Consider the following 14,240-nt stretch of genomic DNA (forward strand, 5'->3'; position numbering starts at 1 on the left):
TTTTTATCTTCATTCTTAACTCTTAACTACTTAATTTTATTTCTAACTCCTCACTCCTAACTAATTTAATCAACTATGACTGTGCAAAAATCTCACTACGAAGCAAGTTTGGCAGAGTACAGCAATCATCTAGCTGCGATCGCCTTACTAAAACAACATCGGCCATACTTGGAGATGATTCCCAGTCTGCGCCGTCCAGATGAAAGTGTTATCACTATACCCTTGCCAATTGTCCGTCTTCGCAACACTGCTACAACAGCCCCACAAACGATTTGTTTACCCTGCGATGTGGCAATTTTGATGTGCGATCCAGAGTGGAAAATCAAAACTGGAGCAGAAATTTTAGTCTTTATTCATCGTCCTCATGAAGACTTTTCTGATTTGTTAAGACGTTGGCGACAAACCCAAGTTTGGCTGGACAATGATTATGAGTGGTTGATGCCTCTGCGCCACAGTCATATTTTGAGTGAGGGAGCTAATACTATATATCCTCTGTTTGTCGTTTTTAGTGATACTTTAGAACGCATCCAAAGAGGTCTAGTGGGAGCCGAACTTCCATTTATTATGCAAACATCAGATTCGCTGCTTGAGGAGAATTTCACAAATATTTTCTCTCCACAAATTCCACCAGCTTAGAAAAAGTTAAGAGTCAAAAGTGAGGAGTTAAGAGTTTTAAATTACAAATTTTAAACAAAGCCAGAGATTTTTAAGTCTCAAGTTTAGGTTTTTAACTCCTAACTCCTGTAGAGACGCAATTAATCGCGTCTCTACTCCTAACTATTACCTGACAAATTGGGGCATAATTTCGGCAGCGGTGAATATTCCATAAATGCCGCGTTGGTGCAATTGCTTACCAGCTTTGAGATAGCCAAAGGCAGGGCCGCAGACATTGGCTGCCATACTGGTTTCATCTCCCAGAGTAAAGGTATGGGTGGAAATCTTCCCTTCAAAGGTGCGCCCTGTTACCTTAACGTTAGTGCTGAGGGGCTTTTTGGAATTGCGAGTATCAACTACACCACCAACAGTAACGCGATCGCGCCCCACTATTCCCGCTACCTCTAGCATCACATCATCGGCGTGTTCCATATTCGTCAAGGTAAGCACGCCATTAGTTTTATCTAGTAGTGCTTCTACTTCGGCATCAGTCATCGCCTTAGCAGTTTCTACTGTGTAACCAGGCATATGCCCGATGTCTTCCCGAACGGTGGCGCGGTAAGCTTCCCAGTTGGCTATTCCCACCCCAAAGGTAATTTCGACTTGATGAATTTCGGCGTAGCTTTGGGCGGCTAAAGCGGCGGCGGCGGTTAACAGTCCGGGTGTAGCACCACAGCCTGTCATGTACGTAATTCCAGCTGCTTGCAGTTCCTCTTTCATTGCTAGTAGTTGTTCTACAGCAGTAGTGCGCTTAATCGCATCCACTAATACACCACGCCAACCAGATTTGATAAACTGCTTGGCTACAGAGGGAATAAAATCATTTGGTAGGTTGGGTAAAGCCAGAAAATACCCATCCACAGATTGAGCTATTTCAATTAGATCCTGAATACTTTGATTTGTTAACGTACCAACTGGCTCTAAATGACCTACCGAATCTTGGGACTGGTAGGTGGCGATGCATTCTTGAGTATTTAAACCATCAGCAGCGTAAGCGTAGCCTTTATGATCTGCTGCTGCAACTAAAATCATTTCCTGTTTAGCAGCAAGTACCTTGGCGGCGGCTTGTCCGAGTCCGCCGAAACCCAGTACTCCTATGCGTATCGCTGGCGAAATATTTGCTGTACTCATAGTCAATTACTTAAGTTGAATCACAATCCTTCAAACTTTACCATCTCAGCTTGTGGCTGATGGCTGACAGCTTTTAGCTATAAAGGTTAATTATGCTTCATTATCCTGGTTTCTTGCCCAACCAAATCAGTTTTTTCACCAGAAATTCTTGGTGAGTGATTTAGGCTTGAGCAAATTTTCACGCGAAATAGCATCAAAAATCCAAAGGACTGCTAACACGACGACCACCACAATTAAGAACACAAGTATAAATACATGGTTATTCTTACATCTTTGTGACCCAGTAACTTTTGTACTGTGCGGATATGATAACAATTTTGTAGTAAATGTGTTGCAAAACTGATGATGAAGACGAGCTGCATTAGTTTTTTAGGGCGCTGTTCGATTGGATATTATACGAAAAAATTATACACAATCACCCTGTGAAGGATATTTATACGGAAAAATTCTGTATATTCTGTATATTCTGATAGTAAATGGCTGTAATGTTTGTATATCATCCTCGAAACAAACAATTGGAAACTTTCTGTATAATAAATAGTTAGACTGCCAAGCTGTCAATCTTAAATGACAAATGATTCTATATGTTGTAATTCTTATTTCCCTAACAATCTTTCTTTGGATATTTATAGCTACGGCTTGGGGTGCCCCATATATTCCTTCTAATATTAGAACAATTAATAAAGTACTCAAATGGCTAGAATTAAAGTCAGATCAAGTAGTTGTCGATTTGGGTGCAGGCGATGGTCGTGTTATTGTTTTAGCATCTCTGTTATACGGTTCCAAATCTATAGGTGTTGAGATTGACTCGATTCGGTACGTACTTGCTAAGTTCTTGATATTACTTCTTGGATTAAAAGGTAAAGCTACAGTGATTAAAGGTAATTTGTATAATTTCGATTTGTCTAATGTTGATATAGTCATGTTTTCTCTTTTACCAGCATCTATTCAGCGTCTTCAGCCAAAGCTAGAGTCTCAACTTCCTAGTGGGAGCAAAATCGTATCATTCCAATTTCCTATACCTAGTTGGACATCTGCTTTTGTAGATGAAGAGAAAAGAATCTTTGTCTATGAAATTGATGATAATCGATCAACTTGTTTGTGATATCAGATGAAACCTCTTATCGAATGGGTTTTTACTAATGTACTGATAGCTTTTGTGCCGATATTAATGAAATTGGCTATTATCATTTTATCCAAAATTAAGTTACCGAAATGGTATGAAGTTATTCAGGATGGTGAACTATACATATTTTCTCTCACCTTATCTGCTTCGGCTATTGTATTACGAGTTTTTCAAGAACAAAATATTAACTCCTTAGAAGGTGTATTTATTATCATCCTCAGGGTTGATGTTATAGTTTCTGCTCTTATGTTTAGCCTAGCTAGTTATCTAAAATTAATAAAAAGTGATCTAGAAACTGCTCTAAATCTAAAGATTTATGCTATTGCTTCTATAGCTTGTTCAATCCTTGCAATTTTTTCTAGTTATTACATATCGGGTGTTAGATAATGACTAATGATAATAACATTAATGGATTGCTGAAGCTTTCAGAAAAGCTTAGACTTCAAGAGATTATGGGTAAAATAGTATCTCAAAGATTGCTGCTATCAATCTTATCCAACTCTGAACAACAGGATTTATTTTATCTGCTAAATAAATTGGGTATCATTGTAGATATTGTTGAAGATACTGAGTCAAATATTAAAGTAATTCCAAGTGAGAATAGCTTAATTCGAGATTCAAATACAGGAAATTCATTAAGTCGTCGAGTTATCTATATTATTGCACTTATTGCAATTTTTCTTGCAATTGTCACAATTCCTGCAATGATAGCTATGGCAATAACTGGCTCCCAATTTTTGGCTGCTTTAATCGTGGTTGGGTTAACATTAGTTTTGATTTTTGGCGTTGGGGCATTAATGGGTAAAGTAAGCTGGGGAAGCTTTGTGTTAACTTTAGGAGGTGTAACTATTGTTGCTGCAATTGCTTTTTTTATCTTACTTCAATTTCTTTCTTGATAAGAATTCTTCCTGTTCAATAGAAGATGACTAAAAGTACAATTAAGTTGCTCGATGTAGTAGCATTGACAGTTGATTTGCCTGAATACAACTTATACCGTGGTCAAGTTGGCACAGTAGTAGAATTATTAGCCGATAGTGCTGCATTTGAAATGGAATTTAGCGATCGCAACGGACGCACTTATGAATCTGTTGGTTTACGCGCAGAGCAAATTATGGTATTGCATTTCGAGCCAGCATCCCCTGATTCAGTCCCGGAAATGGTGACAGCGTAAGCAACAAAAAGCGGTCTATACATAATACATATAGAACATTATGTGATCGCCTATTGTTGTGATGAGTGCGATCACATCATCATAGAGCATAAACTGATCGCAGCTTTATCAGATATTCTGAAATAAAATCATATCTATAAACCTTCCGGATGACTCTGAGACAACCTAAAGACTATCAACCCAACCGGGCTATGTCGGAGCATATTATACATATACCTGAAAGTGCGATCGCCTGTTGTAGCGCCCAGAGTGATCGCTTAATAAATATACAGTAGAGAGCGATATATTACCCTTGTAGTAGTAATTCCGAGTTAGGATCATAGAGAAATATTGACAAACAAAGCTTCAATAGGTATAAGGCTAGCGATCACATTATAACTGGTGAACCCGGAGGATGTACGCCGTTCATGATAGCTACTAAGCTGTTCCACATTTAACTTGCATAATTAGGGAGGGCTTTTCGACCTACCCCATAAGAGTTATGTTTAATTCGGTTATGCAAATTAGATGTTTTTCAGATGATCTTGGGGAAACCCTGGAGGAATAGGGCAAACTTAATAATGATAAAATTTTTCAATAATTTCTATATTTTTGTAACTCACCTAGCTAGCTATATTACGTCTAATACTTGTTTTTAGGGCTTTTGCCGCTTACATAGCAAACTGAGTTGTTACCTTGACTAATCGAAGAGGTTAAGAGAAACTAACTAAATACTGATGTGTCTACTTATAAAATTAATAATTTTTGTAAAGATTTTGAGATATATGTATTGAAAGATGGAACATTATTTAACAAATGGCAAGTTTGTATCTAAGTAAAAATGTTCCTACGGCTATATTTATAGCCTTCTGCTAAGACAGTACAATTTAAGCGTACTTATCGTGGTTGGCCAAGAGCATGGAGACATTAGAGTTCATAATCTATCCAGACGGTCGGGTACAAGAGAAAGTCACTGGCATTATGGGTGCTTCTTGCGCTGAAGTTACAGCAGCAATAGAGGCACAGCTAGGGCAAGTACTTAATCATGAGCCAACCTCAGAATATTTCGCCGCTAAGGTGCAGCAATCTAATCTGGCGAATACACACACCACTTACAGCGATTGGTAAGTTTTCACAGTAGTTTAGTGTTATTAATTCACAACCACCATGTCACACTTTAGCCAAATTAAGACTCAAATCCGTAACCTTGATTCTTTGAAAGATGCTTTAACTGAATTGGGCGTAGACTGGAAAGCCGGCCCACGCGAAGTCCGTGGCTATCGCGGTCAAACCCATCCTGCCGAAGTTAGTATTGAGCAGGAAAATGGCTATGACATCGGCTTTAGATGGAATGGCAAGGAATATGAACTGGTGGCTGACTTGCAATATTGGCAGCAAAACCTATCTGTGGACGGATTTTTGCGCCAGGTAACACAGCGCTATGCTTATCAAACAGTTGTAAAAGAAACCGCTCGTGTTGGTTTTCAAGTCTCTGAACAACAAAAAAATGAAGATGGTTCAATTCGCCTGGTAGTACAGCGCTGGAGTGCGTAATGGCTGATTTTCTGCCGTCGCCGGAAGAACAAGAAGACAACCGTTCCGGTTTGGAACCAGAATTAGGGGGTTTTTTACGGGATGCCCCAGAACGTTCTGGTTTAGAACCGGAATTGGGAGGTGTGCTGCGCCAAAATGGTGTTTATGTTGACGAAATCACCTGTATTGGTTGCAAGCATTGCGCTCATGTTGCGCGTAACACCTTTTACATTGAACCAGATTACGGGCGATCGCGCGTGGTTCGGCAAGATGGGGACAATGAGGAAATTATCCAAGAAGCAATTGACACTTGTCCGGTTGATTGCATTCATTGGGTTGATTACACTGAATTGAAAAACTTAGAACAAGAGCGCAAATATCAGGTAATTCCTGTAGTGGGTTATCCGGTAGAACATGCAGTTGCTGCTAGCGAACGTCGGCGTAAAAAACAAAAGTTAAAGACCAAAAAATCCCGTTATTAAGATAAAAACGTTAAATCAATATAACAAAGGACTGATATATCCAGTCCTTTTGTTTTTGGTCATATGGTTGATTTATGATGTGTAAATCAGATAAATGGCAAAAGATAGTATTGTTTAATATTCCTGAAACGGCTTTTTGATAAAGCCTTTTAATCCAAAATTGGCAATCCTTTTGGCTAGGTGCAGTTGCTCATGGGGGATACCCCTACAGCCCTTTGGGCATCCTACGGTAGGCGCTATCCTCTCCCTTTGGGAGAAGCTAGCGCTACCTCACCAAAATCCAAAATTGGTATGACTGCCTTCATTTGAAATTTAGAGGATCGTGTTGTGAAAGCAATTTTTCTACTTTCGCCTCGTCTAACCTAGCGGTTAATCTTCTAGTTTCGTGCAAGTCTCTAGTAGTTTTCCCCAAAGTAAAAGTTGAGCCAATAGAAAAAGCTAAACCCATGCCCATAAAGCCTTTCACCCAGCTATCCACAGGCAAATTTATAATGCCGAAAGTGGTCATAGAAATAGAAAGTACAAAAGCTGCCCAAGTTTGAATAACCCAAGCTGAACTGTCTTTTTGATTACCAATTGTTTGCATATTTCTTACCTTTGATATGAGTGAGTTATACCAATTCGTAATTAAGAGGCGTAAGATTTAATCTAGATTTCCAGACTTTTATCTATAGTTTCATTTAGGAGAATTGGTGTTAACAGTAATTGTATTGATTGGTAAGTTTACTGGTATCAATAGTAAGACCAGTTTGGTAACTGGACTCCAAAAGGTAAGCTCAAGAGCAATTGGAGTAAATAGAAACTGGCACAAGATTTGTACCAGTTTTACAAGTGGCATTAAACTGAAATTTTTCAGCATTCAGGGTAAGCCAACCAGCCTGCCTTGCACTTGAAGTGCAAGGCTAATAGCCCAAGTCCATTTAACTGGACTAAAACCGTTTACTAGTCGTCTTTAAAAGACTTTAGCTATTAGCCTAGTTATTCATTACTAGGCGGTTGTTGGGACTAGTGCAATATCTCAGATGAAACAGATTAGTTTATTTATTCATCTGGAAAAGTCTGTACCTTGCCATCAGGACTGAGAACAACTCGAATTCTGACATTTTGTCCGCGTTTATTGGCGGAAACAAAAGGTTTACCAACTTCAGGCATCCCAGCACTATTAACAAATTCTCTTGCTGCCTTATTAAGGGGAAAAATTCGTTCAATTGTGCCGTCAACACTGACTATCAAACTGTACTCTAATGTTTGTCCAAGTCCAGTGGGTGGTTGCCAACGCTTTGTTAAATATTCTCTAGCTTCTGCTACTTGAGGTGTGTCAAATAATGTGCCTGTAGCTACTTCTGTGGATGTGGGGGCTTTGCGTGCGTTCCCTAATTGATCGATAAATGGATTATTAGCAGCAGCCCCAGAGGAGGGAAGTTCTGAGGAGGGTTTATCTCCAGGTGAAGGAGGCTGTAGGGAATTAATTTTTTCCTCTAGTTGTTGTGAGTTTAGTGGAGAGGGTTGGGCAGGGGTATTGCCACGATTATTATTGGGTATGGTGTCAAGAGACGGGGGGGAAACTGGTGAGATATTGGATGATAAGCTGCCTGTGGTAGAAGATAGCCTGGGTGGCAAATTCCGCCGCAGAGGGAGAGTACCAACTTGGGGACTTAATCCTGTAGGGTTCTGTCCAAGATTTGGTAATATGGCAATTTGGCCTGGGATTTTGCTAGATGGTGCATTAGCGTTCGCGGAGCGTCCCGTAGAGAAGCTCGCCGTTGGAGCGTCTTGTAGAGAAGGCATCGCTCGATTAGTGGGAATGGTTGAAGTCATGCCCTGAGGTCTAGTCACTGCATTATTTGGAAATAGAGATAGAGGTGGCGGTGCAGAGAAACTGGAACTAGGGGCTGTTAGAGGTGCTTGGGGCAAAGTGGATGTGGGAAGTGGAGGAGTGGAACCTAGCAAATTATCCGATTGAGTGGTAAGTCCAGGTTGAGGCGTGGGAAAGTTTAGTGAGGGTGAAGGTTCTAGAGCAGTCTTTACCGCTGCTGGATCTGCTGTTTTGGCTGTCTGCTGTTGCTTTTCTCTAATGTTATTAGCATATTGCCAAGTCACTGGTAAAAAACCTACACCTAATACTAATACTGCTGCAACAGGCGCCCAAGCAGGGAACCTCAGACTCGAACTCGTGCTGTTGAGAGTTGGGAGTGCCATGACATCAGTTGAGTATTCATCTAAAGCACTTGCCAAATCAAATAGTTGCAGCAGACTGAGTTGAATTACAAGACCAGATGAGTAGTTAGCGAGAGAACCGAGAAATAAGTTGTGAGTTAAATAGCTATTTGGTTCTAAGTATATATTTGCCCCTAGAGTCTGGGTACTAAAAGAATTTAATGTTTTTGTTGAGGACTTTAATTCCGGCTCATCCAGTGCTGTGCTTGACTGCTGGGTACCGGAGAAACTGACTCTAAAGCTTTCTGGAGACTGTTGGAGGAATTGCTGTATGTAGCTGGTGACGGCATCACATAAAGCTTCGAGTTGTTCGCGATCGCCCCGAATTGGAACTCTCTTTTCTTCTGGTAGTCGTGGATCATCAAAACGTAGCTCAAAGCTTAGGTGCTTGAGGACAGTTTTCCCCATCCAACGGGACAGAGGTGAGCTTTGCGCGAATACTTCTAGCGTGCAAGTAGGGGGTGTGTAGCGACGAATGACAGAATTTGATAGAGGCATGGCAGGAACTGCGAGGAAGACTATTTAGAATTTTGCAAAAAGTTGAGCCAGTTGCTTGCAAAGAAAAGTTGAAACGGCGGATTCCTCCACTCAGAACTTTGTCAGGTTCCTTCCGCTATGCAAACTGGTGTGCAAGGAGGAAGCAGTGCTGATAGTGCATCGCCCAAGAACTAATGACCATCAAAAAGAAATCCTTGTCTAGCAAACTTTCATGAGCAAATTTTGGTTGAGGAATTTCAAATCTAAAATCTAAAATTTTGTTGAACGGTCTATAAGTGCTAGCCAGAGACGGCGATGCCCACCAGGAGCACTGTAAAAAAGTAAATCTACAAGCAGTTTTAGTGCCAGGTTGGTAAGTAAATCTGTTGAGATTTGCTCGTCCTCTTCCATCCGCTCTTGGTAAGTGTTGCAAAAAGCATCAATATAATCTCCAAGTAAAGCAGCCTGGTGAGGTTCCCGGTTGTTTTCTGCCATTTGTTCCAACAAACCGACAGCGCGGCGAATCAATTCCTGGTGCTGTTTGGCTAGATAGCAGATGATCAGAACAAGCGATCGCGCTTCTTCGACATCTAGCTTTTTTCGCCCTCCTTGACCTTTGCGTAGGGGATTTGATTGGCGCAGTCGCCATAAAGCTACGCGGTCTGGCACTCTTGACTCTAAATTCAGATCAGTTGCCGCCGAAAGCATAGCCTCTGAACCAATGCCAGTTAAGGTTTCTAGCGCCAACAGCACCAAGTCTAATTGGGTTTTGATATTGTCCCATTGAACTGTGTTTGGGGCTGGAAGCTTGATTAAATCCTCCCACTGGGAATTTGGAGTGGCTGAGTTGGCGGCCGAGTGCATAACTTTTAGCATAGGTGATCAAGCTGATAAGGGATGTTGCTGTTACCCATTTTGAAACCAGACTCTCAAGCATCAAGCTTGGTTTCCCATAGCTATCAGCCAGAGGCTTCAGCTAGCTTCTTTCTATGTGGTAAACAGCAGGTATCTTTGTCTTACTCTAGATGAAAATTTATTTTAGACAAAGTAGAAAATTATCAATTCTAGTTAAGGTTTACCCGACTTTCGCTGCTAGCTCCGTACAAGAGTAAAAATAAACAATTGTTTTGAATGCTAACCGCTAATTATCGCTAAGTAATTATTTAGAATACCTCCTAATTTGTTTGCGGTTTGAAATTTTGAAATTTCTTGATGTTTATTACTTGGTCTTCATGTATACATAATTACTATACAAACTTTTTACCTGTTTGCTAAAGGCGCTTCTTGCTGCTTTCCAGCATCCTACCCCAGTTTCGCTTGTGTGTAGCCTGTTATTTCAGGACAGGCTGGGCAACATCAGGACGATTGATTGATGCCTCCATGAAAATGTCACAGGATTAACGTGTTTAACCTCACGGCTAATTCAAAAAACTTAGTATTAGCCTTAAGCAAACAATAGACGCCGTTACTACTTCCATCATCCGCCGCCGCCTAGCTCTTTAAAGATTTAATGTATGAATGGTTTGGAAATATATTTTTTTGTTAAAAATTATTTATTAGGTAACTTTTCCAAAAATTTACATAAAAAAAGCATAACTTTTTCTTGCTTTTAAGTTGATGGGTGTAAGCTATAGGATTAATATTTAATTTTTGAAAAAGCTCCGTACATCTGGAGAGACATAAAATCAAAAGCAGTGTTTTGGATAAACCACTTAAACATCCACTTTAAATGAGAAAACGAAGGTACTAAAGCACAAAAACGTCTCTTCGAGACGCTGCGCGAACGAACCCAAGTTTTAGCCTGCAACCAAATATCCTCAATTGGATTTTGTGACGGACAATTAGGAGCAAACCGGACACAGTGAATTTTCCATTGTTCTGGTGGTAAACCTTCGTTCACCTCACCTAAAAAGCCTTGAACAACATGAGAACGATGGTAAGAAGTACCATCCCAAAAAAGAAGTAATCGTTGGTTCGGGGACTGGTCTAATAAATAACGTAGATAATCAATAGTATTGTCTGAATTGCCTGCATTATATGCTTTCAGGAGTAATTTTCCTTCGATATAATCAACCGCCCCATAGTATGTCTGCCTATCTTTTTCATTAATAACTGAAACGGTTACTTCTTGGTCAGTTTTACCCCAGATATACCCGGTTAAATCTCCCCATAGTAAATGGCATTCATCAAGCAGCAATACTCTCAACAATCCTGTTTCAATTTCCTCTCGGTGCAATGCCTACGCAATGTTTCAATCTCTTTTTTTTTGCAGCAACAGCCTCTGGGTCTGCCTTTGGATTCTATGAAGTAGTTTTCTTCCAACTAATTCCTGCCGCTTCAAATAAATCATAATAGCTCCGTTTTGATTCGTAAGTTACATCATATTCAAATGCTAATTTATACTCTAGTTCACTAAGCTCCCAAGTATCTTTCGTTTGCAACCAACTTAATACTGCTTCTCGCTGTTCATTGGTCAGATAACTCTTTCTTCCTTTATGATTTAAGCGTAGTCCATCTATTCCAAGTTGCTCATAATCTTGTTTCCAGCCTGTTATCGAACCTAGTGACACATCTAAAATCGTCTGAATTTCTTCGTACAAGTAGCCTTGATAAACCAGCTTGACTGCCAAAGCTTTCCTGACCTCACGGGCTTCTGGACAAAGAGCGATAAATTCTTGCAGTTCTGCGTTAGCGAAGCTCACCGAAGGTATCGCGTCCTGTAAATGCTGGTTTATCATTGTTTACTGTTAGACAGATGTACACCTACGTATTCTCTCGTAGTCTTTTTCAAAAATCAAATCTGATTCCTATATTGGACAATTAGTTGCTTTTAATATGTTGGTGGGTAACGTCTTGAGTCCTTTCCAGAGGCTATCTATGCTGTGGAATGAATTGCAGGAAGTTGTGATTTTCACAGAACGCATTAATGATGTGTTGGAGGCGGAACCAGAAGAAGACTCAGAAACTAAACCCCGGAAGTCGTTGGGTAAACTCCACGGTAATATTCACTTTCAGAATGTCACCTTTCGCTATCACTTAGAAAGTCAGACTAACGTATTAGAAAATCTCAACTTTGAAATCCAGCCAGAACAGATGGTAGCAGTAGTGGGGCGGAGCGGTTCTAGAAAAACAACCCTCAGTAAGTTGATTTTAGGTTTATACCCACCAACAGATGGCAAAGTACTCATTGATGGTGACGACATTACTAGTATATCCATGCGATCGCTCCGTTCTCAAATCGGCGTTGTAGACCAAGATACTTTTCTGTTTGGTGGGACTATTCGGGAAAACATCGCGATCGCTCATCCAAATGCTTCTTCAGAAGAAATTATCCAAGCAGCAAAATATGCCGGAGCCGATGATTTTATTCAAAAACTACCGATGGGTTACGAATCCGAAATTGGTGAAGGCGGCGGTATGCTCTCTGGTGGACAGCGCCAACGCCTAGCGATCGCTCGTGCTTTGCTCAGAAATCCTCGGTTATTACTGTTTGATGAAGCCACCAGCCACCTAGATTCGGAATCAGAACGAATTATTCAAAACAATCTCAAAACAATTCTTCAAGGGCGCACAAGTGTAATTATTGCCCATCGCCTCTCTACAGTCCGCAACGCTGACTTAATCCTAGTTTTAGATCAAGGCGTTTTGGTAGAAAGAGGTACCCATGAGGAATTAATCGCTAAAAAAGGTCATTATTACTACCTGAATCAACAACAATTGGCTCAAGTCAGTTGAGCTTGGGGATGGAGCATTGCTCAATAATTAATAGTTATTTCTTCCCCTACTCCTTCATATATATATGTACCTTTATCAGAAATAAAACCATGCTATATCCCAATAGATCATCCCCACTTCCCAAAGATGAGCATCAAAGTTACACACAGCAAGAGGAATCTGTAGAGTTTAATGAGCAAACAGAGGCAGAAAATGACAGTCAAGATTTGCACTACGGTACTGAAGGATTGCTCAATGCCTTACCTCGAATTTGGACTCGTGGTTTGTTGTATGCACTCATTGCCTTTGCTAGTGTATTCTTGCCTTGGGCAACTCTCTCTCTCGCAAGTAGATGAGACTGGTAGCGCCAGAGGGCGTATGGAACCTAAAGGCGCAACTCAAAAATTAGACGCTCAAGTTAGTGGGAGTGTCAAAGCAGTTACGGTCAAAGAAAGAGATACAGTCAGAGCCGGTCAGGTTCTATTGGAACTGGACTCTGATCTGTTACAAACAGAACTGCAAGAAGGCATAAGCAAATTGCAAGGGTTACAAAATCGGCAATCCCAACTGGAATTGCTCAAAAATCAACTCCTAATGTCAACTAGCCTCTTAGAGCAACAAAATAAATCCCAAGAATTAGAAAAAATGGCTCAAGTTAAGCAGGTGCAGCAAAACCTGGATGCCAAACTGAGTAGCTATAACCTCCAAAAGTTAGAAAAACAAGCATTAGTTAAGCAAGCAGAAGAGCAGATTTACACTACTCAGGATGATCAGCAATCCGCTATAAGCCGTTTGAGTATAGATTCTAGGCAAGTTAAACGCTTTAGCAAACTCGTTAACGATGGCGCAGTTTCTGCAACCCAAATTGATCAACTCAAAAAGAAGAACAAGAAAGCAAACGACTTTATAAAAAAGCTATATCAGATATAAAACAAGCTCAATTGCATTTGGCGGAAGAGCTAAATCGTTATCAAGTAACTATCAAAACGTTGGAGTCTGATATCAAACAAGCAAAACTCCGACTACAAGAGGAACAAAGTAGCTATAAAAGTGTCATCAAAGCCAGAGAACTGGCTGTAATGAAAAATCAGGAACAGTTCAAAGACATACAGACACAAATAACAGCAACGCAATTAGAAGTTGCTCAGACTAAAAGCCAGATTATATCTATTAGACTTCAAATGCAGCAACGAGTAGTGCGATCGCCGATTAATGGGGTGATTTTTGAATTACCCACTACTAAGGCAGGAGCAGTAGTACAAGCCGGTCAAAGGATTGCCCAAATCGCACCCAAGAATGCAGACTTCGTACTCAGAGCTAATATGCCTAATCAGGATAGTGGTTTCTTGAAGGTAGGAATGCCAGTTAAGGTCAAGTTTGACGCCAGTTCTCTTATGATTTTTTAGCAGGTTTAGATGAGACAGCTAAAGAAATTGAAAATCCCAAGGTTGAATATAACCAAGCTCAGTCTCAAACCACTTTTTTGGTGTTAGATACCACAAATCCCAATAATCCCGTAGTATTAGATTATTTTGGTCTCCAGGGTAGCTTAATCTCCTCTAATAAAACCGCCGCTCTGACCTTTGGTAGTAGTGCCCATGTTAAGATTAATACTTTTAATAAAAGTTTTGATATTAATGGCAATAATGGTAGTGACAGAAGAGGGATAGACCTCTTGCAAAAGTCCCTAACACCCCACCCCCAACCCCTCCCTGCAAGCGGGGAGGGGAGACAAAGCGTAGCTTTGGCGGGGTAG

General features: G+C 40.5%; 14 protein-coding genes and 3 pseudogenes. 11 read left to right on the forward strand and 6 right to left on the reverse strand.

From position 1 onward, the window contains the following. The first annotated feature begins 75 nt into the window (after positions 1 to 75). Positions 76 to 636, forward strand: a complete 561-nt coding sequence (locus tag V7K48_RS17255; protein ID WP_335074501.1) for a hypothetical protein — start codon at positions 76 to 78, stop codon at positions 634 to 636. 144 nt (positions 637 to 780) lie between these two features. On the opposite strand, the gene bioU is transcribed toward V7K48_RS17255, so the two are convergent. Both bioU and V7K48_RS17265 read right to left on the reverse strand, forming a co-directional pair. Further along, a complete protein-coding gene (gene bioU, locus V7K48_RS17260; RefSeq protein WP_335074502.1) occupies positions 781 to 1,785 on the reverse strand; it encodes a (S)-8-amino-7-oxononanoate synthase BioU in 1,005 nt (334 codons plus the stop codon). 233 nt (positions 1,786 to 2,018) lie between these two features. Then, positions 2,019 to 2,147, reverse strand: coding sequence for a tyrosine-type recombinase/integrase (locus V7K48_RS17265; protein WP_442949445.1), 129 nt, complete (start codon positions 2,145 to 2,147; stop codon positions 2,019 to 2,021). A gap of 212 nt (positions 2,148 to 2,359) precedes the next feature. Here V7K48_RS17265 and V7K48_RS17270 point away from each other — a divergent pair, with 212 nt between their 5' ends. From V7K48_RS17270 to V7K48_RS17305, 8 genes are all read left to right on the forward strand, one after another. After that, positions 2,360 to 2,890, forward strand: coding sequence for a hypothetical protein (locus tag V7K48_RS17270; RefSeq protein ID WP_335074503.1), 531 nt, complete (start codon positions 2,360 to 2,362; stop codon positions 2,888 to 2,890). Between the two features lie 6 nt (positions 2,891 to 2,896). After that, positions 2,897 to 3,298, forward strand: a complete 402-nt coding sequence (locus V7K48_RS17275; RefSeq protein WP_335074504.1) for a hypothetical protein — start codon at positions 2,897 to 2,899, stop codon at positions 3,296 to 3,298. After that, positions 3,298 to 3,807, forward strand: coding sequence for a hypothetical protein (locus V7K48_RS17280; RefSeq protein ID WP_335074505.1), 510 nt, complete (start codon positions 3,298 to 3,300; stop codon positions 3,805 to 3,807). Before V7K48_RS17275 ends, V7K48_RS17280 begins: the two co-directional genes overlap by 1 nt. A 26-nt stretch (positions 3,808 to 3,833) precedes the next feature. Then, a complete protein-coding gene (locus tag V7K48_RS17285; protein WP_335074506.1) occupies positions 3,834 to 4,082 on the forward strand; it encodes a DUF4926 domain-containing protein in 249 nt (82 codons plus the stop codon). Between the two features lie 149 nt (positions 4,083 to 4,231). Further along, positions 4,232 to 4,357, forward strand: coding sequence for a hypothetical protein (locus tag V7K48_RS17290; protein ID WP_335074507.1), 126 nt, complete (start codon positions 4,232 to 4,234; stop codon positions 4,355 to 4,357). Positions 4,358 to 4,979: 622 nt separating this feature from the next. Next, positions 4,980 to 5,189: a DUF2997 domain-containing protein gene (locus tag V7K48_RS17295; protein ID WP_335074508.1), complete on the forward strand. Its 210-nt coding sequence runs from the start codon at positions 4,980 to 4,982 to the stop codon at positions 5,187 to 5,189. A gap of 39 nt (positions 5,190 to 5,228) precedes the next feature. Next, positions 5,229 to 5,615 carry a DUF1257 domain-containing protein gene (locus tag V7K48_RS17300; RefSeq protein WP_292820798.1) on the forward strand — a complete coding sequence of 129 codons (387 nt, stop codon included), beginning with the start codon at positions 5,229 to 5,231 and terminating at the stop codon, positions 5,613 to 5,615. Continuing rightward, the gene (locus tag V7K48_RS17305) at positions 5,615 to 6,076 is read left to right on the forward strand and encodes a ferredoxin (RefSeq protein ID WP_335074509.1); all 462 of its coding nucleotides are present in this window, start codon (positions 5,615 to 5,617) and stop codon (positions 6,074 to 6,076) included. Before V7K48_RS17300 ends, V7K48_RS17305 begins: the two co-directional genes overlap by 1 nt. 301 nt (positions 6,077 to 6,377) lie before the next feature. Here the strand turns inward: V7K48_RS17305 and V7K48_RS17310 are convergent, their stop codons facing one another. The 4 genes and pseudogenes from V7K48_RS17310 to V7K48_RS17325 form a co-directional block, all read right to left on the reverse strand. After that, entirely contained in the window at positions 6,378 to 6,662 is a 285-nt protein-coding gene (locus tag V7K48_RS17310; protein ID WP_335074510.1) for a YiaA/YiaB family inner membrane protein, read from the reverse strand. 455 nt (positions 6,663 to 7,117) lie between these two features. After that, the gene (locus V7K48_RS17315; protein WP_335074511.1) at positions 7,118 to 8,791 is read right to left on the reverse strand and encodes a DUF4335 domain-containing protein; all 1,674 of its coding nucleotides are present in this window, start codon (positions 8,789 to 8,791) and stop codon (positions 7,118 to 7,120) included. Positions 8,792 to 9,040: 249 nt separating this feature from the next. Further along, complete coding sequence (locus V7K48_RS17320; RefSeq protein ID WP_069069205.1) at positions 9,041 to 9,646, reverse strand: DUF3038 domain-containing protein; 606 nt, start codon at positions 9,644 to 9,646, stop codon at positions 9,041 to 9,043. 760 nt (positions 9,647 to 10,406) lie between these two features. After that, positions 10,407 to 11,508: pseudogene (locus V7K48_RS17325) on the reverse strand (IS630 family transposase). 70 nt (positions 11,509 to 11,578) lie between these two features. On the opposite strand from V7K48_RS17325, the pseudogene V7K48_RS17330 reads away from it, so the two are divergent. Continuing rightward, positions 11,579 to 12,505, forward strand: a pseudogene (locus V7K48_RS17330) (peptidase domain-containing ABC transporter); the annotation flags it as partial. 89 nt (positions 12,506 to 12,594) lie between these two features. Continuing rightward, positions 12,595 to 13,869 (forward strand): annotated as a pseudogene (locus tag V7K48_RS17335) (HlyD family efflux transporter periplasmic adaptor subunit); the annotation flags it as partial. Between the last annotated feature and the right edge of the window lie 371 nt (positions 13,870 to 14,240).

Source organism: Nostoc sp. (genome assembly GCF_036919615.1).
Classification (GTDB): Bacteria; Cyanobacteriota; Cyanobacteriia; order Cyanobacteriales; family Nostocaceae; genus Nostoc.